The 19,803-nt window shown below is 61.3% G+C and carries 19 protein-coding genes and 1 pseudogene; 14 read left to right on the top strand and 6 right to left on the bottom strand.

Going from position 1 to position 19,803, the window contains the following annotated elements; all coding sequences use genetic code 11:
* Nucleotides 1-4: 4 nt before the first annotated feature.
* Nucleotides 5-1,954 (bottom strand): 4Fe-4S binding protein, encoded by a 1,950-nt coding sequence (locus C9E81_RS20800; RefSeq protein ID WP_122114285.1) that lies wholly within the window; start codon nucleotides 1,952-1,954, stop codon nucleotides 5-7.
* A 305-nt stretch (nucleotides 1,955-2,259) separates the two neighbouring features.
* Here C9E81_RS20800 and C9E81_RS20795 point away from each other — a divergent pair, with 305 nt between their 5' ends.
* The 8 genes from C9E81_RS20795 to C9E81_RS23025 all read left to right on the top strand — a co-directional run bounded on the left by C9E81_RS20795 (nucleotide 2,260) and on the right by C9E81_RS23025 (nucleotide 9,360).
* Nucleotides 2,260-2,793, top strand: coding sequence for a DUF3305 domain-containing protein (locus C9E81_RS20795; RefSeq protein ID WP_122114284.1), 534 nt, complete (start codon nucleotides 2,260-2,262; stop codon nucleotides 2,791-2,793).
* Nucleotides 2,790-3,383 carry a DUF3306 domain-containing protein gene (locus C9E81_RS20790; protein ID WP_122114283.1) on the top strand — a complete coding sequence of 198 codons (594 nt, stop codon included), beginning with the start codon at nucleotides 2,790-2,792 and terminating at the stop codon, nucleotides 3,381-3,383. Before C9E81_RS20795 ends, C9E81_RS20790 begins: the two co-directional genes overlap by 4 nt.
* Complete coding sequence (locus tag C9E81_RS20785; protein WP_122114282.1) at nucleotides 3,380-3,994, top strand: TorD/DmsD family molecular chaperone; 615 nt, start codon at nucleotides 3,380-3,382, stop codon at nucleotides 3,992-3,994. The genes C9E81_RS20790 and C9E81_RS20785 overlap by 4 nt, the downstream gene beginning before the upstream one ends.
* Nucleotides 3,995-4,033: 39 nt before the next feature.
* Nucleotides 4,034-4,228 carry a twin-arginine translocation pathway signal protein gene (locus tag C9E81_RS20780; RefSeq protein WP_122114281.1) on the top strand — a complete coding sequence of 65 codons (195 nt, stop codon included), beginning with the start codon at nucleotides 4,034-4,036 and terminating at the stop codon, nucleotides 4,226-4,228.
* A 115-nt stretch (nucleotides 4,229-4,343) separates the two neighbouring features.
* The gene (locus C9E81_RS20775) at nucleotides 4,344-7,316 is read left to right on the top strand and encodes a formate dehydrogenase subunit alpha (protein WP_122114280.1); all 2,973 of its coding nucleotides are present in this window, start codon (nucleotides 4,344-4,346) and stop codon (nucleotides 7,314-7,316) included.
* 12 nt (nucleotides 7,317-7,328) lie between these two features.
* Nucleotides 7,329-7,922 carry a formate dehydrogenase FDH3 subunit beta gene (fdh3B, locus tag C9E81_RS20770; protein WP_122114279.1) on the top strand — a complete coding sequence of 198 codons (594 nt, stop codon included), beginning with the start codon at nucleotides 7,329-7,331 and terminating at the stop codon, nucleotides 7,920-7,922.
* 88 nt (nucleotides 7,923-8,010) lie between these two features.
* The gene (locus C9E81_RS20765; RefSeq protein ID WP_122114278.1) at nucleotides 8,011-9,216 is read left to right on the top strand and encodes a formate dehydrogenase subunit gamma; all 1,206 of its coding nucleotides are present in this window, start codon (nucleotides 8,011-8,013) and stop codon (nucleotides 9,214-9,216) included.
* Between the two features lie 6 nt (nucleotides 9,217-9,222).
* Nucleotides 9,223-9,360 (top strand): hypothetical protein, encoded by a 138-nt coding sequence (locus C9E81_RS23025; RefSeq protein ID WP_166461999.1) that lies wholly within the window; start codon nucleotides 9,223-9,225, stop codon nucleotides 9,358-9,360.
* A 108-nt stretch (nucleotides 9,361-9,468) separates the two neighbouring features.
* Here the strand turns inward: C9E81_RS23025 and C9E81_RS20760 are convergent, their stop codons facing one another.
* Complete coding sequence (locus C9E81_RS20760) at nucleotides 9,469-10,386, bottom strand: LysR family transcriptional regulator (protein WP_122114277.1); 918 nt, start codon at nucleotides 10,384-10,386, stop codon at nucleotides 9,469-9,471.
* Between the two features lie 196 nt (nucleotides 10,387-10,582).
* Here C9E81_RS20760 and C9E81_RS20755 point away from each other — a divergent pair, with 196 nt between their 5' ends.
* From C9E81_RS20755 to C9E81_RS23440, 6 genes and pseudogenes are all read left to right on the top strand, one after another.
* Nucleotides 10,583-11,782 carry an ABC transporter substrate-binding protein gene (locus C9E81_RS20755; RefSeq protein ID WP_122114276.1) on the top strand — a complete coding sequence of 400 codons (1,200 nt, stop codon included), beginning with the start codon at nucleotides 10,583-10,585 and terminating at the stop codon, nucleotides 11,780-11,782.
* 2 nt (nucleotides 11,783-11,784) lie between these two features.
* On the top strand, nucleotides 11,785-12,561 hold the full coding sequence (locus C9E81_RS20750) for an ABC transporter ATP-binding protein (RefSeq protein ID WP_122114275.1): 777 nt from the start codon (nucleotides 11,785-11,787) through the stop codon (nucleotides 12,559-12,561).
* Entirely contained in the window at nucleotides 12,558-13,262 is a 705-nt protein-coding gene (locus C9E81_RS20745; protein ID WP_122114274.1) for an ABC transporter ATP-binding protein, read from the top strand. The genes C9E81_RS20750 and C9E81_RS20745 overlap by 4 nt, the downstream gene beginning before the upstream one ends.
* A 1-nt stretch (nucleotide 13,263) precedes the next feature.
* Nucleotides 13,264-14,145, top strand: coding sequence for a branched-chain amino acid ABC transporter permease (locus C9E81_RS20740; protein ID WP_122114273.1), 882 nt, complete (start codon nucleotides 13,264-13,266; stop codon nucleotides 14,143-14,145).
* Nucleotide 14,146: 1 nt separating this feature from the next.
* Nucleotides 14,147-15,145, top strand: a complete 999-nt coding sequence (locus C9E81_RS20735) for a branched-chain amino acid ABC transporter permease (protein WP_122114272.1) — start codon at nucleotides 14,147-14,149, stop codon at nucleotides 15,143-15,145.
* A gap of 173 nt (nucleotides 15,146-15,318) precedes the next feature.
* Nucleotides 15,319-15,781 (top strand): annotated as a pseudogene (locus C9E81_RS23440) (IS66 family transposase); the annotation flags it as partial.
* Nucleotides 15,782-15,918: 137 nt separating this feature from the next.
* On the opposite strand, the gene C9E81_RS20725 reads toward C9E81_RS23440, so the two are convergent.
* From C9E81_RS20725 to C9E81_RS20710, 4 genes are read right to left on the bottom strand one after another with little or no spacing between them, the layout of a single operon-like run.
* Nucleotides 15,919-16,938, bottom strand: coding sequence for an ABC transporter ATP-binding protein (locus C9E81_RS20725; RefSeq protein ID WP_122114270.1), 1,020 nt, complete (start codon nucleotides 16,936-16,938; stop codon nucleotides 15,919-15,921).
* On the bottom strand, nucleotides 16,938-17,924 hold the full coding sequence (locus tag C9E81_RS20720; protein ID WP_122114269.1) for an ABC transporter ATP-binding protein: 987 nt from the start codon (nucleotides 17,922-17,924) through the stop codon (nucleotides 16,938-16,940). Before C9E81_RS20720 ends, C9E81_RS20725 begins: the two co-directional genes overlap by 1 nt.
* A complete protein-coding gene (locus C9E81_RS20715; protein ID WP_122114268.1) occupies nucleotides 17,924-18,802 on the bottom strand; it encodes an ABC transporter permease in 879 nt (292 codons plus the stop codon). The genes C9E81_RS20720 and C9E81_RS20715 overlap by 1 nt, the downstream gene beginning before the upstream one ends.
* Nucleotides 18,799-19,767, bottom strand: a complete 969-nt coding sequence (locus C9E81_RS20710) for an ABC transporter permease (protein WP_341802651.1) — start codon at nucleotides 19,765-19,767, stop codon at nucleotides 18,799-18,801. Before C9E81_RS20710 ends, C9E81_RS20715 begins: the two co-directional genes overlap by 4 nt.
* Nucleotides 19,768-19,803 lie beyond the last annotated feature (36 nt).

Here is a 19,803-nt window from a genome sequence, read left to right as displayed (position 1 = left end):
CCTTTCAGTGATCGCGTCGCTTGCTGAGATAATCATCGGTCGTGCGCGGGCGCGGGCGCTCGCCGAGGGCGAAGGGATTGTTCTCGGAATGATATTGAGCGTTGACCCGGCAATTGTCGCACATCCGGATCATCCGCAGCTTCTCCTCGCTGCCGAACATCGCATGTCCCCGGAGTTTCTCGGATATCCGCTCGACGGTCGATTTCACGCCGAACAGCGAGCCGCATTCGATGCAGGCAAAGGGTTCCTCCTCGTGCAGCACCCGTTGGCTCAATGCGGCTTCGGTCAGATCGAGGCGGGGTTCATAGCTGATCGCGTCCTCGGGGCAGATATGTGCGCAAAGCCCGCATTGCAGGCAGGCATCCTCCTGAAAGCGCAACTGCGGCAGGTCGGGGTTGTCGCCAAGCGCCCCCGAGGGGCAGAGCGAGGCACAGGACAGGCAGAGTGTGCAGGCTTCTGTATCGACCAGCACCGCGCCATAGGGGGCGGATGCGGGTAGTGGGAGATGCTGCCGCTCGGGGTTCAGGGCGCGCGCCGCCTGCCGGGTGATCTGGCGGCGGGTGCCAAGCGGGCGGACCGGGATCGCCACCGGCGCGGGGGCGTGTTCGTCGTAAAGCGCGTCGGACAGGGCAACTGGGTCCGACATATCCAGCAGGTGCAGCCTGTCCTCGCCACCGATGGCGCGAGCCAGGGCGAATTCCGCGGCCAGGGCCGCGCGATCCGCCCCCGGTCCGGGCAGCAGTGTCACCGAGGCGAAACCGGCGGCAAGCGCGGCGACGGCTTCGGCATGACCGAAGGCGCCTGTCGCCGAGATTTCGAGCGGGATCACATCGGCGGGCAGGCCGCGGTCATGGCGGGCGGTCAGGCGGATCATCTCGGCGCCGTGGGCATCATGGACCAGCAGGCGTGGCGCGCGCCCTCCGGCGTCGAGATAGGCCTTGGCCAGCGTCTGGACCCGGCGGAAGACGAGTTCCACCGGCGGTGCATCATAGCTGATCGCACCTGACGGACAGGCAGCCGAGCATGCGCCGCAGCCCGCGCAGATCATCGGATCGACCGTGACATGATCGCCATCGGGCTTGATTGCCCCGGTCGGGCACAGATCGAGGCAGCGGGTGCAGCCGCTTTGCCCGGCGCGGGAATAGGCGCAAAGCAGCGGCTCGGTGCGGACATATAGCGGTTTCTCGAAGGTGCCGACCAGATGCGATGCGGCCAGAACCGCCTGTGCGACCGCGGCGGGACGACCGGGATCGGCGCGCAGATAGCCCTCGCGTTTCTCATGTGCGGGAAACAGCGGCGGCTGGCCGCGCAGGTCCAGAATGATGTCGCATTCCGACACGCCACCATCGCGCGGCGCGGTCAGGGAAAAACTGCCCCGTCCCCCGGGCTCGATCTGTTGCAGTGCGTCGATCGCCACCCGAAAGCCGCAGAAGGCTCCGGTTGCCTGGCGCAAGTGGCCTGTGATCACGTCGAAATCGCGGCTGTCGGGAATATCCTGCGCGTTTTCCAGCAATACGGTTACGCCAAGGTAGCCGGAGAGCTGTGCCGCAGCCTCCAGCGCCACCTCCGCCGGGCCGAGGATGAGGCACAGCCCCTCGGAAATGACATCCACGGATTTCCCCGCAGCAGCAGGCAACATCGCCTCGGCGATCAGTGCGGCCATCTTGGGTAGCTTGGAGGCCGGATCCGCCGACCAGCCAGCCCGGTCCCGCAGGTCCAGAACCTCGGGCGGAGGGGCGCCCTGTTCATCGGCCAATGCCTGAAAGACACGTGCCTCCTGCGCGCAGCAGAAAATCACATCCCCCTCAGCCAGCGCATCGCCGGCGCGCCGAAGCTGTGAGGTGCAAAGCGCCGTGCAGGGCGGACGGATATCGAGACCGGTCGCTTGCGCGAGTGCTTCGGTATCGATGGTCTGGCTGCCTGAACAATCGCATGTTACCAGTGTCTTGACCATGTGCATACTCCGCCGAACGGGCCGTGGCCGGCCAATCGAACATTCGGTCGCACTCAAGGCTATTCGCGAATCGCAGAGCGTTACAACGGATTTCCACCACGAGGTTTCCGCGATCCGGAGCATTTGAATTCGCACCAAAATACTCGGATTGGGAAAATTACCCTATAATTCCCGATGTTGCCGGACAGGCTGCCGTTAAGCCTCGTTTATATACAATTATCCTTCCCCCATCGCATTCCGTGTCGCATAGTACGGGGCAGGGAGGAGTTATCGGTGTGCTCGTAGGCCCTAAAATAAATCGCGCAATGCCACTTGGTGTCGTAATGCGCCGGACACCGGGGGTGACACGTTGGGCCAAGTGGTCCTGGAAGGCGGCCGCGGTCCTGCCAGGAGCCGGTCCGGCTGAATGGCGGGAACTGCGTCGCGAGGGCGATGCCGTCGAATATCACGCCGCGACCCGGATGCTGGAACTCTATGCCGCCGAGACAGAGGCATATGCCCATGGGCTGGCGGCGCGCGTTCCCGGCGTCTACGTGGTCATGCGGCGTGTCACCGGGGAGTTTCCTCTGGATATCGTGCTGGTGACTGCCTCTCCTTTCGAGGCGCAGGATTATGCTGACAGCAGCGAGGATATCGTCGAAAATGTCCCGATGCCTCCTGGCCTGATCGCGTGGGTGAGTGAATTCCTCGATGAATTTCACCAATCCGAATGCTTTGTTAAGCGCCAGCGTGACAGCGAGCGGGTGGATCGGAAACAGGATGGCGTGGGCGACCCGCGTATCGGCAAGGCTGCCGATATCTATGCCTCGCCCGGCCTGATACGGAGCCGGTTGCAATGAGCGATTTCTGGTCCCGCCGCAAAGCCATGGTCGAGGCCGAGACCCGTGCCGAGGCGACCGCTGCCGAAAACGCCGCGATGAGGGCCGAAGAGGCCAGACTGGCGGAATGCAGCGACGAGGAACTGCTCGAAGAACTGGGATTGCCCGTGCCCGAGATGGTGGACAGCGCCGAGATGGTCCAAACCTATCTGCGGTCGGCGTTGCCGCGGCGGCTCAAGCAGCGGGCGCTGCGGCGGCTGTGGACACTGAACCCGGTGCTGGCCAATCTTGACGGGCTGGTCGAGTATGGCGAAGATTACACCGACAGCGCGAAGGTCGTGGACAACCTGCAGACGGCCTACCAGGTGGGCAGGGGGATGCTGGCCCATATCGAGAAGCTGGCCGCGATCTGCGATGCGCCCGAGATCGCGATGCAGGAGGAGGCCGTGACCGTTCCCGGCGAAGAACGGGCGCCCGATCCGGAGGATGCGGCGCAACCGGAATCCGGGCCGGAGCCCGATGCCTCCGGGCAGGATGCCGCGATGGCGGTCCCGTCACGGCGGATGCGCTTTCGCTTTGAACCCGAAGATCAGGGGATGACGGATCGATGAACACAGCCCGCAACATCCAACTCCCCGAGGAAGACCGGATGAGGGCCGACCTGTATGACTTCCTCGGCCTGATCCTGGCTCGTCCGCCCGACGCGAATCTGCTCGCGCGGACAGGGGCGCTGACGGGTGGCAACAGCGAGACGGGCAAGGCTGTCCTGACGCTGGCAAAGCTTGCCAGGGCGACGAAACCGGCTGCGGTAGAAACTGAATACAACCGCCTTTTCATCGGTCTGGGCCGAGGCGAACTGCTGCCCTATGCCAGCTATTACCTGACCGGGTTTCTGAATGAAAAGCCGCTGGCCCTGCTGCGGCAAGACATGGCGGCACAGGGGCTTGCCCGTGCCGCGAATGTCTTTGAACCAGAGGACAATATCGCCAGCCTCATGGAGATGATGGCCGCGCTGATCACCGGCCGTTTCGGCGCCCCGGCCGATCTGGCTACGCAAAAGACCTTCTTCAGCCGGCATGTCGCGCCTTGGGCTGCGCATTTCTTTACCGATCTGGAAGCCGCCCGGAACGCGGTCTTTTACGCGCCGGTCGGCAGGCTTGGCCGGTTGTTCATGGAGATCGAGGCCGAGGCGTTCCGGATGAGCATCGGGCAGCCCGCCTGAGCGGCGGACCACTGTCAGAACGAGAGAGGGAGGACCGAGATGAGCAGGAAAACCGACGAGACGACCAGCCGCCGCGATTTTCTGAAACTGGCCGGGACCACCGCGCCGGTTGCGGCGGTGGCGGTTGCGGCCGGCGGGGCGGGGGAGGCTGAGGCTGCCGAGCCCGACCTGTCTTTGGACAGGATGCAGGATACCGCGCATACGCGCGCCTATTACCGCTCGGCCCGGTTCTGACCGGGATCGAGACTTGATCGGCCGGGGGCGACGCGCTGCATGATCCGGCGTCCCTGGCTACGGAATGACCAAGCAAGCCACACCTGCGCGGTGGAGCCAGCAAGGGAGATGAAAAATGCTGAGGAAAAAGACCAACGGGGTTCCAAGACGCCCCCAGCGGGCAGGGATCCTTTCCGAGGTTGGGCATGTTTCGGTTGATCGCCGCGCCTTCCTGCGCGGCTCGGGGCTGGCCATCGGAGGGCTCTCGGCGATCGCGGCCACGGGAGGCTCGGTCACCAGGGCGAACGCCCAGACAGCGGCGAATGCGGCGGTCGAGATAAGAAAATCCGTTTGCACGCATTGCTCAGTCGGCTGCACCGTGATGGCCGAAGTGTCCGACGGTGTCTGGATCGGACAGGAGCCCGGCTGGGACAGTCCGTTCAACCTCGGCGCGCATTGCGCCAAGGGGGCTTCGGTCCGCGAACACGCCCATGGCGAACGCCGCCTCAAATACCCGATGAAGAAGGAAGGCGGCGAGTGGAAGAAGATCAGCTGGGATCAGGCGATCGGCGAGATCGGCGACCAGATGCTGTCCATCCGTGACGAAAGCGGGCCCGACAGCGTCTACTGGCTGGGCAGCGCCAAGCACAGCAACGAGCAATCATACCTGTTCCGCAAGTTCGCGGCCTATTGGGGCACGAACAATGTCGATCACCAGGCGCGGATCTGCCATTCCACCACGGTCGCGGGAGTTGCCAACACATGGGGTTATGGCGCCATGACCAACTCCTACAACGACATCCACAACTCGCGCTCGATCTTCATCATCGGCGCGAATCCGGCCGAGGCGCACCCGGTCTCGTTGCAGCATCTGCTGAAGGCCAAGGAGCAGAACAACGCACCGCTGATCGTTTGCGATCCGCGCTTCACGCGCACCGCTGCCCATGCCGATGAATATGTCCGCTTCCGGCCCGGCGCGGATGTGGCAATGGTCTGGGGCCTGCTCTGGCATATCTTCGAGAATGGCTGGGAGGACAAGGAATATATCCGCACCCGCGTCTACGGGATGGAGGAGATCCGCAAGGAGGTCGCCCGCTGGACTCCCGAGGAAACCGAACGCGTCACCGGTGTGCCCGGCAGCCAGATGGAGCGGGTGGCGCGGACGCTGGCCAACAACCGTCCCGGCACGCTGATCTGGTGCATGGGCGGCACCCAGCACACCAATGGCAACAACAACACCCGCGCCTATTGCGTGCTGCAGCTTGCGCTTGGCAATATCGGCGTTTCCGGCGGCGGGGCCAATATCTTCCGCGGCCACGACAACGTGCAGGGCGCGACCGACATGGGCGTTCTGCCCGACAACCTGCCGGGATATTACGGCGTCTCCGAGGGCGCATGGGCGCATTGGGCCCGTGTCTGGGAAGAGGAACTCGACTGGCTCAAGGGCCGCTTTGCCACCGGCAAGGATGCGGATGGCAAGGATGTCGACATGATGGCCCTCAAGGGCATTCCGGTCAGCCGCTGGATCGACGGAGTGCTGGAGGCCAAGGAGAATATCGACCAGCCCGACAATACCCGCGCGATGGTATTCTGGGGACATGCGCCCAATTCCCAGACCCGCCTGAAGGAAATGAAGACGGCGATGGAGAAACTCGACCTGCTGGTCGTGATCGATCCTTATCCGACTGTCTCGGCGATATTGCATGACCGGACCGACGGCGTTTACCTGCTGCCCGCCTCGACGCAGTTCGAGACCCGCGGCTCGGTCACCGCCTCGAACCGGTCGCTGCAATGGCGCGAGCAGGTGGTCGCGCCGCTGTTCGAAAGCCTGCCCGATCATGTCATCATGGCGAAATTCGCCAAGAAGTTCGGCTTTGCCGACCGCATGTTCCGCAATATCGCCATGGATGGCGAAGAGCCGAATATCGAGGACATCACCCGCGAGTTCAATCGCGGCATGTGGACGGTCGGCTATACCGGTCAATCGCCGGAGCGGCTCAAGATGCATATGGCGAACCAGCACACCTTCGACCGCACCACCCTGCGCGCGGTGGGAGGCCCGGCGGATGGCGATTTCTACGGCATGCCATGGCCTTGCTGGGGAACGCCGGAAATGAACCATCCGGGCACAGCGCTACTGTATGACATGTCAACTCCGGTGGCCGAGGGTGGGTTGTGCTTCCGCGCCCGGTTCGGGGTCGAGCATGAGGGCAACAACCTGCTGGCCGAGGGCGTCTATCCGGTGGGCTCTGAAATCGAGGATGGCTATCCCGAGTTCACCATGCAGATGCTGCAGGATCTGGGCTGGGACGGCGATCTGACGCCTTACGAGCGGGCGATGATCGAGTATGTCGCCGGCGTGACCGATACCCGGCCCGAACCCGACGGGAATACCGGCGGCTCCAGCGGGAACTATCCGCCGGAGGCGCAGGAAAAGATCGCGGCCGTGAACTGGAAAACCGACCTGTCGGGGGGCATCCAGCGGGTGGCGATCAAGCATGGTTGCGCGCCTTTCGGCAATGCCAAGGCCCGCACCATCGTCTGGAGCTTCCCCGATCCGGTGCCGCTGCATCGCGAGCCGCTTTATACCGGCCGGCGCGACCTGGTGGCGGATTACCCCACCTATGAGGACCGGCGCGACTGGCGGCTTCCAACGCTCTATGCCTCGATCCAGAAGAAGGATTTCGCGAAGGACTATCCCATCGTCCTGACCTCGGGCCGTCTGGTCGAATACGAGGGCGGGGGCGATGAGACCCGCTCGAACCCGTGGCTGGCCGAGCTTCAGCAGGACATGTTCGTAGAGATCAACCCGCGCGATGCCAATGATCTGGGGGTGCGTGACGGGGCCCAGGTCTGGGTCGAGGGGGCCGAGGGCGCCAGGGTCAAGGTGATGGCGATGGTGACCGAGCGGGTCGGCGTAGGCGTTGCCTTCATGCCGTTCCATTTCGGCGGACATTTCGAAGGCAAGGATCTGCGATCGAAATATCCCGACGGGGCCGACCCCTATGTGCTGGGGGAATCCACGAACACCGCCCAGACCTATGGTTATGACGTGGTGACCCAGATGCAGGAGACCAAGGCGACTCTCTGCAAGATCATGCCGGCGTAAGGAGGACGGATCATGGCACGAGCTAAATTCCTGTGTGACGCCGAACGCTGCATCGAATGCAATGCCTGCGTGACGGCCTGCAAGAACGAGCACGAGATTCCGTGGGGGATCAACCGCCGCAGGGTGGTGACGATCGAAGACGGCAAACCCGGCGAACGTTCCATCTCGGTGGCCTGCATGCATTGCTCGGACGCGCCCTGCATGGCCGTCTGTCCGGTGGATTGCTTTTACCAGACCGAAGAGGGTGTGGTGCTGCACTCCAAGGACCTGTGTATCGGCTGTGGTTATTGCTTTTACGCATGCCCGTTCGGCGCACCGCAATACCCGCAGGCCGGCAATTTCGGTTCCCGCGGCAAGATGGACAAATGCACCTTCTGCGCCGGTGGCCCGGAAGAAAACCACTCGCCTGCCGAATTCGCCAAATACGGCCGCAACCGGATCGCCGAGGGGAAACTGCCGATCTGCGCAGAGATGTGCTCGACCAAGGCGCTGCTGGCGGGGGACGGGGATATCGTCTCGGATATCTACCGCGAGCGGGTTGTCGCCCGCGGCTTCGGCTCTGGCGCATGGGGCTGGGGCACGGCCTATGAGCGCAAGGCACCCTGATGCGCGGAGCAGGAAAAACCATGACGACGGCGCGGGGCGTCAATGCCGCCCCGCCGCCAGGGTCCGATTGAAACGTCCGGAGATGACCATGCTGCGCCATCTGATGGCTGTCTTGGCAATGATCCTGCTGACCACGCCCGCCATTGCACAAGAGGCAGAGAACGCGCCTCCCGCCGGGATCGACCGTTCTGCCACCGGCGGTGCGCAGACGCTGGAGGATATCCTGCGCAGGCAGCAGAACCAGAAGATCGACGACAGGTTCCGAAGCCAAAATATCGGCGGCGACGCGTCGACCGTTCCCGAACTGGGACCGTTGGGCGGAGCCTCGGATGCCGATCTGTGGCGGGCGTTGCGTTACGGCAAGGCCGATATCACCACCTCGACCCGCAACGAGACCGGCAAGGTCCTGGTGCAGGACGGCGGCATGTGGTGGCTGGAAATCAGGCGGGGTCCGCTGGTCAAATATGGCGGCTGGCTGCTTTTGGGCACTATCGCCGTGCTGGCGGTATTCTACCTGCTGCGCGGGCGGGTCCGGGTCGAGGGGGGCATGTCAGGCCGCACCATCACCCGGTTCAGGTTCATCGAGCGGATGGCGCATTGGCTGTTAGCCGGCTCCTTCATCCTGCTGGGGCTGACCGGCCTGCTCAGCCTGCTGGGCCGGATGTTCATCGCCCCGTATCTGGGCCGCGAGGTCAATGCGACGCTGCTGCAGGCATCGAAATTCATCCATAACAACGTCGCATGGGCCTTCATGATCGGCCTCGTCGCGGTCTTCCTGATGTGGATCTGGCACAATATCCCGAACCGGCTGGATCTTGTCTGGTTCCGCCATGCAGGTGGCATTATCGGCAACACCCACCCCCCGGCGAAGAAATTCAATGCCGGGCAGAAAATCGTCTTCTGGTCGGTGGTCCTGCTCGGCGGCTCGATCTCGCTGTCGGGCCTGTCGCTGCTTTTTCCCTTCGAGTTGCCGCTATTTGCCAAGACCTTCGCGATCCTGAACGATCTCGGCCTGCCGGGCTGGTTCGGAGCAGATCCCCTGCCTGTGCAGATGTCGCCGCAGGAAGAGATGCAATATGCCCAGCTTTGGCACGCCATTGTCGCGTTTGGGCTGATGGCGGTGATCATCGCGCATATCTATATCGGTACGCTCGGCATGGAGGGCGCCTTCGACGCGATGAAGGATGGCGAGGTCGATGAGGCCTGGGCGCACCAGCACCACTCGATCTGGCTCGAGGAAGAGAAGGCCCGGGCAAAGGCGCCTCCCAAGAGCGCCAGAACGGCGGCGGAGTAAACGGCGATGAATGCGATATTGGCGGGATTGGTTGCGATGATCGGCATCGGCATTGGTGCATGGCTGATCCTTGACGAAGCAGGTTTTTCCTCGCAGGAGGTCTATTCCGGCCCGAATGTCAGGCTGGAGCAGCCGGCCGATTGACGCCGCTGCCTGCGTCATTGCGCAGCATTCATGGCCATGCCCCTTGCTTTGAAGCGTCATCCGGCAAGACCGGCGCGGAAACCAGAAACAGTCTCGCGGGAGACTGTTTCAGGGTTTGTTGATGGCATCCGGATGTCGCATAAGCTCATCGCCATGTTCACGTATTGCATCAATCAGAAATGCGATGATCGTGCGTTCACGGCTGAGTTGGCGGACATCGCGATGGCAGGTCAGCCAATAAGTGCGGGTCAGGTTAACCTGATCGGGCAGCACGATCCTCAGGTCACTGTATTTCGAGGCCATGTAATACGGCAGCACACCTATGCCCAAGCCGCTCCTGATCGCTGCAAGCTGGTTGAATATGCTGGAACTTTTGATCGTGGGACGAATCCTCGGATGGACTTCACTCAGATAATCCAGCCCCGGTGCGAATATCATGTCTTCGATGTAACCGATGAAACGGTGATCGCATAGCTCCTCGCGGCTTTGGATGGGCGGAACCGAGGCGAGATAACCGGGTGTGCAATAAAGGTGCAGCGTGTAATCGGTGATTCGCTCCGAGCGATACGGACCGTTTGTGACCGGATCCAATGTGATCGAGATATCCGCTTCGCGCCGTGACAGCGACAACACCTGCGGCATGGCGATCTGCTCCAGAAGGACCAGGGGAAAGCGATCGGTGAATTCAGGCAACAGGTAACGGGTGAACAGACTCGCGAAGCCCTCGGGCATGGCGAAACGAAGGGGCCGGGGGCGTCCGGGCGTGGGGCTCTGCTCCACGGGAATCTGTTCGGCAGCCTGTTCCATTCGCGCAATGGTCTCGATCAGGCGCTGCCCGGCGAGAGTAAGCTCATATCCACGCGGATTGCGCTCGAACAGCCGGATGTTCAACGCATGTTCAAGCCGGTTCAGCCGGCGCGAAACGGTGACATGCGAGGTGCCGAGATGCCGCCCCACCCGCGAGATCTGCCTTTCGCGGGCGACAGCAAGGAAAAACCGGAGATCGTCCCAGTTGAGTTTGCTCATCTGTTCAAAAATGTTCAGGAATTGTAATAAAATTAACCCTGAATGTCCGCTTGTGTCAAAATGAAAATGCGGTCATCCTCTATCCTGAACGGTCGAATAAGGAGGCTCGGCCGGATCGATCAAACAGGACAGCGTTTCCCATCTGCGAGGTTTTGACAGATCCCCAGAGGAAGAAGCGTGCCATTGGGAGGATAGAATGCGTAAATTTCTACTGTCGACCGTCGCGGTTGGCTTTGTCGCCATGCCCGCTCTGGCCGAGATATCGGACAACAAGGTAAAGATCGGCATCCTGAACGATCAATCGGGGGTCTATGCCGATTTCGGCGGCAAGTATTCGTTCGAGGCCGCCAAGATGGCGGTTGAGGATTTCGGTGGCACCGTATTGGACGCGCCGGTCGAGGTGATCACCGCCGATCATCAGAACAAGCCCGACGTCGCTTCAAACATCGCTCGGCAATGGTATGATACCGAACAGGTCGACTCGATCATGGAATTGACCACCTCGTCGGTGGCGCTGGCCGTGCAAGCCTTGTCGCGGGACAAGGGCAAGGTGACAATCACGACAGGGGCTGCCACAACGGAACTGACCGGCGAGCAATGTTCTCCCTACGGTTTTCACTGGGCTTACGATACCCACGCTCTCGCCGTCGGAACCGGAGGAGCGCTGGTCGACGCGGGCGGCGACAGCTGGTATTTTCTGACTGCGGATTATGCCTTCGGCTATTCTCTGGAAGAGCAGACCTCGGCCTTCGTGACCGAGAAGGGTGGTGAGATCCTGGGTTCAGTCCGCCACCCGCTGTCTACGACGGACTATTCCTCGTTTCTTCTCCAGGCGCAGGCTTCGGGGGGAAAAGTAATCGGTCTCGCCAATGCTGGAATGGATACGCAGAACGCGATCAAGCAGGCGGGGGAATTTGGCATCACGCAGGGCGGGCAGAAACTGGCCGCGCTCTTGTTCACGCTGGCCGAGGTTCACGGCCTCGGGGCCGAGGTTGCCCAAGGGTTGAACCTGACCGAGAGCTTTTACTGGAACCGCACACCCGAAACGGCAGAATTCGGCAAGCGCTTCATGGAACGGACCGGGGTTATGCCCAATATGGTCCATGCCGGCACCTATTCGGCGGTCACGCAATACCTGAAGGCGATAGAAGCTGCGGGCACCGATGAAACCGAAGCGGTGGCGGCCAAGCTGCACGAGATGCCGGTCAATGACATCTTCGCCACCGAAGGCAAGGTTGGTGCGAACGGCCGGATGATTTCGGATGTCTATCTGATGGAGGTGAAATCTCCGGACGAGATCACCGAGGAGTGGGACTACTATAAAGTTCTGGCTACCATTCCGGGCGATCAGGCTTATCTGGATCCGGCCGAAAGCGGCTGCGATCTGGTTAAGTAACAATGATCGATGCCGCCGTTGAGCAGAAAGAGTCGCGGGTGGTGCTGTCCGCCCGCGGCCTTGTCAAGGAATTTGCCGGGTTCACTGCCGTCAATGATGTCAATCTGGACATCCATCATGGGCGCATCCACGCATTGATAGGCCCGAACGGGGCGGGAAAGACCACCGTATTCAACCTGCTGACCAAGTTCCTTCAGCCGACCCGGGGCCGGATCGAGCTTCTGGGCAGCGATATCACCAGAACACCGCCCGCCAAGGTGGCCCGGATGGGGCTGGTCAGGTCGTTTCAGATTTCGGCCGTCTTCCCGAATCTGACTGTGCGCGAGAATGTCAAAATCGCGCTTCAACGCCCCAGTGGGCTGGCAAGGCAATTCTGGCTGCCCTTGTCCTCTCTGGATCGGCTGGATGCCCGGGCCGATGCTTTAATCGACGAGCTGGGCCTCGCCGGCTGGCGTGACCATCGTGCGGCCGATCTGTCCTATGGCCGGAAACGGGTGCTGGAGATCGCGACGACGCTGGCGCTGGAGCCGAAGGTTCTGCTTCTGGACGAGCCGATGGCCGGAATGGGACAGGAGGATGTAGCGATGGTGGCTGATATCATTCGCAATGTCGCGACCGAACGGGCGGTCCTGATGGTCGAGCACAATCTCAGCGTGGTCGCCAATATCTGTCACCAGGTCACCGTTCTGCAACGGGGCGAGATACTCGCCGAAGGCGATTACGCCACCGTCTCGGCCGACCCTCGCGTGCGCACCGCCTATATGGGGAACGACGCATGAGCGCGCCGCTTCTGGAAGTTTCGGAGCTTCATGCCTGGTATGGCGAAAGTCATGTCCTGCATGGGGTCGACCTGTCCGTGAATGAAGGCGAAATGGTCTGCATTCTTGGCCGCAACGGTATGGGAAAGACCACCACCTTGCGCACGATCATGGGAATCCTGCGCAAGCGCACCGGTCAAATCACCTTCGCCGGCAAGGATCTGATATCCGTGCCGCTGCACAAGACTGCCCACGCGGGGCTGGGCTTCGTGCCCGAGGAACGCGGCATTTTCGCCAGCCTGTCGGTGGAAGAGAACCTGATGCTGCCGCCGAAAGTGGCCGATGGCGGAATGTCCGTCGATGAAATCTTCGCGCTGTTTCCGAATCTGAAGGAGCGCCGCAATTCGCAGGGCACGAAGCTGTCGGGCGGAGAACAGCAAATGCTGGCCATGGCGCGGATCCTGCGAACCGGCGCGCGGTGCCTTTTGCTGGACGAGCCGACCGAGGGCCTGGCTCCGGTTATCATAAACGCTATCGGCGACGTGCTGCGGCAATTGAAGCAGCGAGGCATGACCGTAGTGCTGGTCGAACAGAATTTCCAGTTTGCCGCCAAAGTCGCCGACCGTTTCTACCTGATGGATCACGGCCGGATGAAGGTCGAGTTCCCTGTCTCGGACCTACCCCGGCAGACCGGCCTGCTACATCGGGAACTGGGGGTATGACATGACGATGATTTTCGGCATTCCCGTTCAGGCATTGATGGGCCAGCTTCTGATCGGCCTGATCAACGGCTCGTTCTACGCGCTGCTGAGTCTTGGTCTGGCGGTCATCTTCGGCCTGCTACGGGTCATCAACTTCGCTCACGGCGCACAATATATGCTGGGTGCTTTCGTTACGTTGCTGCTCCTGAGCGGTCTTGGCATCAACTACTGGCTTGCGCTGGTCCTTGCGCCGGTCATCGTGGGCCTGCTCGGGGCTGTGGTAGAGCGCACGATGCTGTCGCGGCTCTACAAGATGGATCATCTCTATGGCCTGCTCTTCACCTTTGGACTGGCACTGACCATAGAGGGGACGTTCCGTTATTTTTTTGGCGCGTCCGGCATGCCCTATCCGCAGCCGATTCAAGGCGCGGTGAATCTGGGCTTCATGTTTCTGCCGCTCTATCGGGGATGGGTTGTGATAGCTTCGATGATTGTTTGCCTGGGGGTCTGGCTGATGATCGAGAAGACCAAGCTGGGCGCCTATTTGCGCGCCGCGACCGAGAACCCGACACTGGTGCAGAGTTTCGGTGTTAACGTGCCGATGCTGTTGACGCTGACCTATGCGCTCGGGGCAGGGCTGGCTGCCTTTACCGGCGTGCTCGCGGCGCCGATCTATCAGGTCAGCCCGCTGATGGGGTCGCAGATCATTATCGTCGTCTTCGCGGTCGTGGTGGTTGGCGGCATGGGTTCGATTCTTGGTGCAATCATCACCGGCTACATGCTGGGAATCGTGGAGGGATTGACCAAAGTCTTCTATCCGGAGGCGTCGAGCATCGTGATTTTCGTCATCATGGCGATCGTGCTGATCCTGCGACCCGCCGGCCTTTTCGGAAAGGATGCTTGATATGACAGGAAAATCCGAACCCGTGCAGAGCGGACTGGCTAGTGCCCATCCGCGGGCGAAGCGAATCCGGATCGCGATCATCATGGTCTCTCTGGCGGGGTTGCTACTCGCGCCGCATCTGTTCTATCCGATTTTCCTGATGAAGCTGCTGTGCTTCGCGCTTTTCGCGTCGGCCTTCAACCTGCTTCTGGGCTATACCGGGCTTCTCAGCTTCGGCCATGCCTGTTTTTTCGGAGGTGCCGCCTATTTCACCGCCCATGCGGTGAAGATCTGGGGCTGGTCGCCGGAAGCAGGGATCCTTCTGGGCGTTGCGGGGGCGGCCTTGCTGGGCCTGATCATGGGCGCTATCGCAATTCGCCGCCAGGGGATCTATTTCGCCATGATTACACTGGCGCTGGCGCAGCTGTTTTACTTTTTCTGCCTTCAGGCCAGTTTCACCCATGGCGAGGACGGGATCCAGTCGGTGCCGCGAGGCAAACTTTTCGGACTGATCAATCTGCACGATGCAAGCAATATGTATTATTTCGTTCTCGCGGTGTTCGTGATCGGGCTTCTGATCATCTGGCGTTTCGTCAACTCGCCTTTCGGAATGATCCTGAAATCGATCCGCGAGAACGAACAGCGAGCGATATCACTGGGCTATTCGGTCAATCGCTACAAGCTGGGGGCCTTCGTGATGTCCGCAGCGCTGGCCGGATTGGCTGGAGGCATGAAAGCACTGGTCTTCCAGTTTGCTACCCTGACCGACGTAACCTGGCAAATGTCGGGTGAGGTGATCCTGATGACGCTTCTGGGTGGCATAGGCACATTGGCCGGGCCGATCATCGGTGCCGGAATGGTCGTGACATTGCAGAACTATCTGGCAACTTCGGAATTCCCGGTGACAATCGTTACCGGCTTGGTCTTCATGGCCTGCGTGCTGCTGTTTCGCCGCGGCCTGATCGGCGAATTTTTCGCCTCCAAGCTGGGGCGCAGTTTGGGATTTCGTCCGGATTCATAGGCCTGATCCCGAAGCATGTGAACTTCTGCGATTGGCCGTCGCGCCCATGTCCGAAGAAAACGATGGAAAGTCACGATTACATCGTGACCGCTGCGGGCCGTCGCTTCGGATGATCAACTTGCCACAACAGCCGATATCCTGGGTTCCACTCCCGGGATCGGTCCCGTCATCAGCAGTATGTCAAGCTTGAGATCGCCAAACTGCGCCGCGACAAATATGGCACCTCGTCGGAATGGGGCGCCCGGCTGGTCGATCAATTGGAACTGCAGCTTGAAGAACTGGGAACGTCGGCCACCGAGGATGCCCTGGCCGCCGAACAGGCATCTCACAAGGCCCGATCATTGTGCGCAGCCTCACACGCCGCCATCCGTGTGCAAGCCGTTCCCCGATCACCCGGCCCGCGCGAACGGACTGTCGTCGAGGCCCCGAAACCCGCAGTTGCTGTGGCTAGGACGTCTCGTGAAGATGGGCGAAGATGTCACCGAGACGCTGGAAGTGATCCTGCGGCGATGGAGGGCGATCCAGACCGCGCGCGAGAAGTTCACATACCGGGCCTGCGAAAAGATCAGCCAGCCACCAGCCCCCTTCCATGCGATCCCGCGCGGATGGGCCGGGCCCAGCCTGATCGGGCACGTCAGTGGCCGCGTTCGGGTCGTCCTTTGGACCAGTGGCGGGACAGCCTTCGCTCCGCTTTTCCCGTGATCGGGCGGCACCCATCCTACAACAGATCGACCACCTCTGACGACAATCCGGACATATCTGTGCAGATCACCCTATTCTGCTTCCCTCACCGCCTGCATAGGCGAGACAAGGTCTGCGTCAACCAGATGGCAGGCTGTGAGATGCTCCGTGCCGTTTCCGGTCAACTCTGGCACAAGTTCCCGACAGTGGAGTTGCGCGACCGGGCAGCGCGATACGAAACGGCAACCTGCCGGAAGGTTCAGGGGATCTGGCGGATCCCCTGGTATAAGAATGCGCTTGCTGTGATCGCGCAAGGTTGGATCGATCGACGGCACGGCTGAAAGAAGCGCGGCCGTATAGGGGTGCTGCGGGTTGTTAAACAGCGCCAGTCGATCCGCATGTTCGACGATCTTACCCATATACATGACCGCCACGCTGTCGCACATGTGCTGGACGACGCCCAGGTCATGGCTGATGAAGATATAGGTCAGCCCGAATTCCGATTGCAGACGGCGAAGCAGGTTCAGGATCTGCGCCTGCACGGCCACGTCGAGTGCCGAGACGGGCTCGTCGCAGATGATTACCTCGGGCTGGGTGCTCAGGGCGCGGGCAATGCCGATGCGCTGGCGTTGACCGCCCGAGAACTGATGCGGGAAAAGCCGTTTCTGCTCGGGCCTGAGGCCCACGGCCTGGAATAGTCGATCAACGATTTCGCGCTTTTCCCGGGCCGGTTTGTTGGTCAGGTTGTCCAGGGGTTCACGCACGATTTCCTCGGCGCGTTTGCGTGGGTTCAGCGAGGAATAAGGGTCCTGAAAGATTACTTGCACCTTGCGGCGCATCGCCCGCAACTGGTCGCGGCCGGCAGGCATGATGTCCTGCCCGTCAAGCACCACCTCGCCGCTCGTTTCGCCGGCGACAAGTTGTGCGATGGCGAGCGCTGCAGTGGTCTTGCCAGAGCCGGATTCCCCGACGATCGCAAGCGTTTCTCCCTTGCGGACCGTGAAGGAGATATCGTCGACCGCGGTCAGGTAGCTCGTTTGACCCCAGCCCGTTCCTTTGCGGCCTACCGGAAAACGGACAGAGAGGTTCCGGACATCGAGAAGCTCTGGCATCATACTTCCTCCGCGTGCCAGCAGGCCGAGACCTGGCTGCCGCCAAGCATCGCTTCCGGCGGTCGGGCACTGCGGCATTTTTCGGTCACCCTCGGACAGCGCGCGGAAAAAAGGCACATATCCTGCCCGAACTCGCCAAGTCCGGGAACAATCCCGGGGACCTCGGTCAGTTCCTCGCGCTCTTCGGTCAGATTGGCGACGATATGCGGCACGCAACTGATCAGCCCGTGGGTATAAGGATGCCGCGCATGCGCGATCACATCGGCAACCGGTCCCTCCTCGACCTTGCGCCCGGCATACATCACGATCATCCGCTCGGCCATTTCGGCGACCGCGCCCATGTCATGGGTAATCATGATGATCGAGGTGCCAGTCTGCGCGCGCAGGTCGCGCAGCAGATCGAAGATCTGCGCCTGAACCGTGACGTCGAGCGCCGTGGTGGGTTCGTCCGCGATCAGGATCTTGGGTTTGCAGGCCAGCGCGATGGCGATCATGACCCGTTGACGCTGACCGCCTGACATCTGGAAGGGATAGTCGTCGATCCGCCTTCCGGGATTCGGGATGCGCACCGCGTCCAGCAATTCGGCCGCCATGGTCCATGCGGCCCTCTGGCCCAGGCCTTGATGCGCCCGCAGCACTTCGGCGATCTGTTCACCGACGGTATAGACCGGATTGAGCGAAGTCATCGGCTCCTGAAAGATCATGCTGATCTCATTGCCGCGGATATCCCTCAGACGGCGGTCCGAGGCCGCTGTCAGGTCTTCGCCCCCGAACAGGATGCGGCCCGATGCGACACGTCCGATCCCTTCGGGCAACAGGCCCATGATGGCCAGCGCGGTCATCGATTTGCCGCAGCCGGATTCGCCGACGAAACTGATGCTTTCGCCTTGCCCCAACTCGAAGCTCAGATCGTCGATCACTGGCGCGACTCCGGCCCGGGTCTTCAGTTCGATCCGCAGGTTTTCGACCTTCAGAAGCGGCTCCATCAGCGTTTCCTCAGTTTGGGATTCAGCGCGTCGTTCAGCCCGTCGCCGACAAGACTGATGGCCAGAACCGTGACGAAGATGGCTAGACCCGGAATGGTGACAGTATATCCCGCCTCCAGAATATATTGCCTGTTCGACCCGATGATCTGACCCCAGCTGACAATATTCGGATCAGTCAAGCCGAGAAAGCTGAGCCCGGCTTCGAACAGGATGGCCGAGCCTACCATCAGCGCCGATTGCACGATGATGGGAGGCAGGGAATTGGGCAGGATCACGGTGAACATCAACCGCATGCCCGGTGCGCCGGAGGCGCGGCTGGCCATCACGTAATCCATCTCGCGGATCCGCAGGAACTCGGCGCGGGTGATACGGGCGACGGCGGTCCAGCTTACCACGCCTATGGCAAAGGTGATCATCGGCAGGCTGGCTCCGAACAGCGATACGATCACCATCGAGAACAGAAGCGTCGGCAGCACCTGAAAGAACTCGGTGAAACGCATCAGGGCTTCCTCGATGGCGCCGCCGTAAAACCCTGCCAGCGCCCCGACGGTGATACCGATCGCTACCGTGACGAAGGCCGCCGCCAGTCCGATGATCAGCGTCACCCGCGCACCATTCAAAAGCTGCGACAGGATATCGCGGCCCAGATAGTCGGTACCCAGAAGAAAGCCCTCTTGTCCTGGCGGAGAGAACGGCGCCCACACCATCTCATACGGGTCGGTCGGATAGATCAGTGGTCCGAATATCGCGCCCAGCACGATCAGGATCAGTATTGCCAATCCGACCATGGCCAGATGGTTTTGGCGAAACATCTCCCATGCCTCGGCAAGCGGTGACCGGGCCTTTTCGACGGGAATGTGAAGGGTTTCATCACTCATGCGCGTGCCCTCAATCTTGGATCGACGAGGCGCAGGGCGAAATCCGTCAGCAGATTGCCGATGATCACCATCAGTGCCGAAAAGAACAGGATGCCCAGGATCGTCGGGGTATCCCGGACCAGGATCGACTCGAAGGCCAGTGTCCCCAGGCCGGGCCATGCGAACACCGTCTCGACCAGAACCGCGCCGGATACGACGGCACTGAACTGCAGGCCGGCCAGCGTGATCACCGGCGACAATGCGTTCTTCAACGCATGCTTATAGATCACCTGCCGTTGGGTAAGTCCCTTCGCCTTCGCCGTGCGCACGTAATCCGATCCGAGGGTTTCCATCATCGTCGCGCGCGAGAGCCGGGAATAAAGTGCGAGAAAGATGGAGCTTAGCGTCAGGGTCGGCAGCACCATGTGGCGGGCAATGTCCAGCGCATGGGTCCAGAATCCGCCGACAATCGTTACATCACGCATTCCGGAAACCGGGAACCACTGGATCTTCAACGAGAATGCGATGAGCAGCAGGATACCGGTCCAGAAGACGGGGGCGGAATATCCGAACAGGGCGAAGAAGGTAACGAAATGGGACAGGATGCCGTTCGGCCTGCGTGCCGATATCACGCCCAGGATCACCCCGAGGATCAGCGCCAGTATCTGCGCCGTGAACACCAGCAATAGCGTCGCCGGCAGACGCTGCAGGATCAACTGCGTCACCGGTGCGTTGTGATAGTAGGAATATCCCAGGTCGAAACTCAGGACTCCGCCCATATAGCGGGCAAGCTGCACGAGGAACGGCTGGTCCAACCCGTAATCGGCGCGGATCCGGGCCAGGACCTTTTCATCCGCCCCGCCCATCGATTGCGCGATCGTATCGGCCACGTCGCCGGGTGCGAGATGCATCATCGTGAAGTTGAGCAGCAGTACCGCCATCAACAGTATGACAGCGTAGAAAAGCCTGATTGCTGTGGTGCGCAACAAGTGCAAGGTACCTACCTCCGTCTAATTGGCCGT

It is taken from the genome of Paracoccus alkanivorans (assembly GCF_003697785.1).
GTDB classification, from domain to species: domain Bacteria; phylum Pseudomonadota; class Alphaproteobacteria; order Rhodobacterales; family Rhodobacteraceae; genus Paracoccus; species Paracoccus alkanivorans.
This window is presented reverse-complemented; position numbering and strand designations above follow the sequence as displayed.

What these genes read in the sequence shown, in the direction of transcription:
- C9E81_RS20800 (WP_122114285.1), bottom strand. Translation starts at nt 1,954, where the DNA reads ATGGTCAAGACACTGGTAACATGCGATTGTTCAGGCAGCCAGACCATC.
- C9E81_RS20795 (WP_122114284.1), top strand. Translation starts at nt 2,260, where the DNA reads ATGCCACTTGGTGTCGTAATGCGCCGGACACCGGGGGTGACACGTTGG.
- C9E81_RS20790 (WP_122114283.1), top strand. Translation starts at nt 2,790, where the DNA reads ATGAGCGATTTCTGGTCCCGCCGCAAAGCCATGGTCGAGGCCGAGACC.
- C9E81_RS20785 (WP_122114282.1), top strand. Translation starts at nt 3,380, where the DNA reads ATGAACACAGCCCGCAACATCCAACTCCCCGAGGAAGACCGGATGAGG.
- C9E81_RS20780 (WP_122114281.1), top strand. Translation starts at nt 4,034, where the DNA reads ATGAGCAGGAAAACCGACGAGACGACCAGCCGCCGCGATTTTCTGAAA.
- C9E81_RS20775 (WP_122114280.1), top strand. Translation starts at nt 4,344, where the DNA reads ATGCTGAGGAAAAAGACCAACGGGGTTCCAAGACGCCCCCAGCGGGCA.
- fdh3B (WP_122114279.1), top strand. Translation starts at nt 7,329, where the DNA reads ATGGCACGAGCTAAATTCCTGTGTGACGCCGAACGCTGCATCGAATGC.
- C9E81_RS20765 (WP_122114278.1), top strand. Translation starts at nt 8,011, where the DNA reads ATGCTGCGCCATCTGATGGCTGTCTTGGCAATGATCCTGCTGACCACG.
- C9E81_RS23025 (WP_166461999.1), top strand. Translation starts at nt 9,223, where the DNA reads ATGAATGCGATATTGGCGGGATTGGTTGCGATGATCGGCATCGGCATT.
- C9E81_RS20760 (WP_122114277.1), bottom strand. Translation starts at nt 10,386, where the DNA reads ATGAGCAAACTCAACTGGGACGATCTCCGGTTTTTCCTTGCTGTCGCC.
- C9E81_RS20755 (WP_122114276.1), top strand. Translation starts at nt 10,583, where the DNA reads ATGCGTAAATTTCTACTGTCGACCGTCGCGGTTGGCTTTGTCGCCATG.
- C9E81_RS20750 (WP_122114275.1), top strand. Translation starts at nt 11,785, where the DNA reads ATGATCGATGCCGCCGTTGAGCAGAAAGAGTCGCGGGTGGTGCTGTCC.
- C9E81_RS20745 (WP_122114274.1), top strand. Translation starts at nt 12,558, where the DNA reads ATGAGCGCGCCGCTTCTGGAAGTTTCGGAGCTTCATGCCTGGTATGGC.
- C9E81_RS20740 (WP_122114273.1), top strand. Translation starts at nt 13,264, where the DNA reads ATGACGATGATTTTCGGCATTCCCGTTCAGGCATTGATGGGCCAGCTT.
- C9E81_RS20735 (WP_122114272.1), top strand. Translation starts at nt 14,147, where the DNA reads ATGACAGGAAAATCCGAACCCGTGCAGAGCGGACTGGCTAGTGCCCAT.
- C9E81_RS20725 (WP_122114270.1), bottom strand. Translation starts at nt 16,938, where the DNA reads ATGCCAGAGCTTCTCGATGTCCGGAACCTCTCTGTCCGTTTTCCGGTA.
- C9E81_RS20720 (WP_122114269.1), bottom strand. Translation starts at nt 17,924, where the DNA reads ATGGAGCCGCTTCTGAAGGTCGAAAACCTGCGGATCGAACTGAAGACC.
- C9E81_RS20715 (WP_122114268.1), bottom strand. Translation starts at nt 18,802, where the DNA reads ATGAGTGATGAAACCCTTCACATTCCCGTCGAAAAGGCCCGGTCACCG.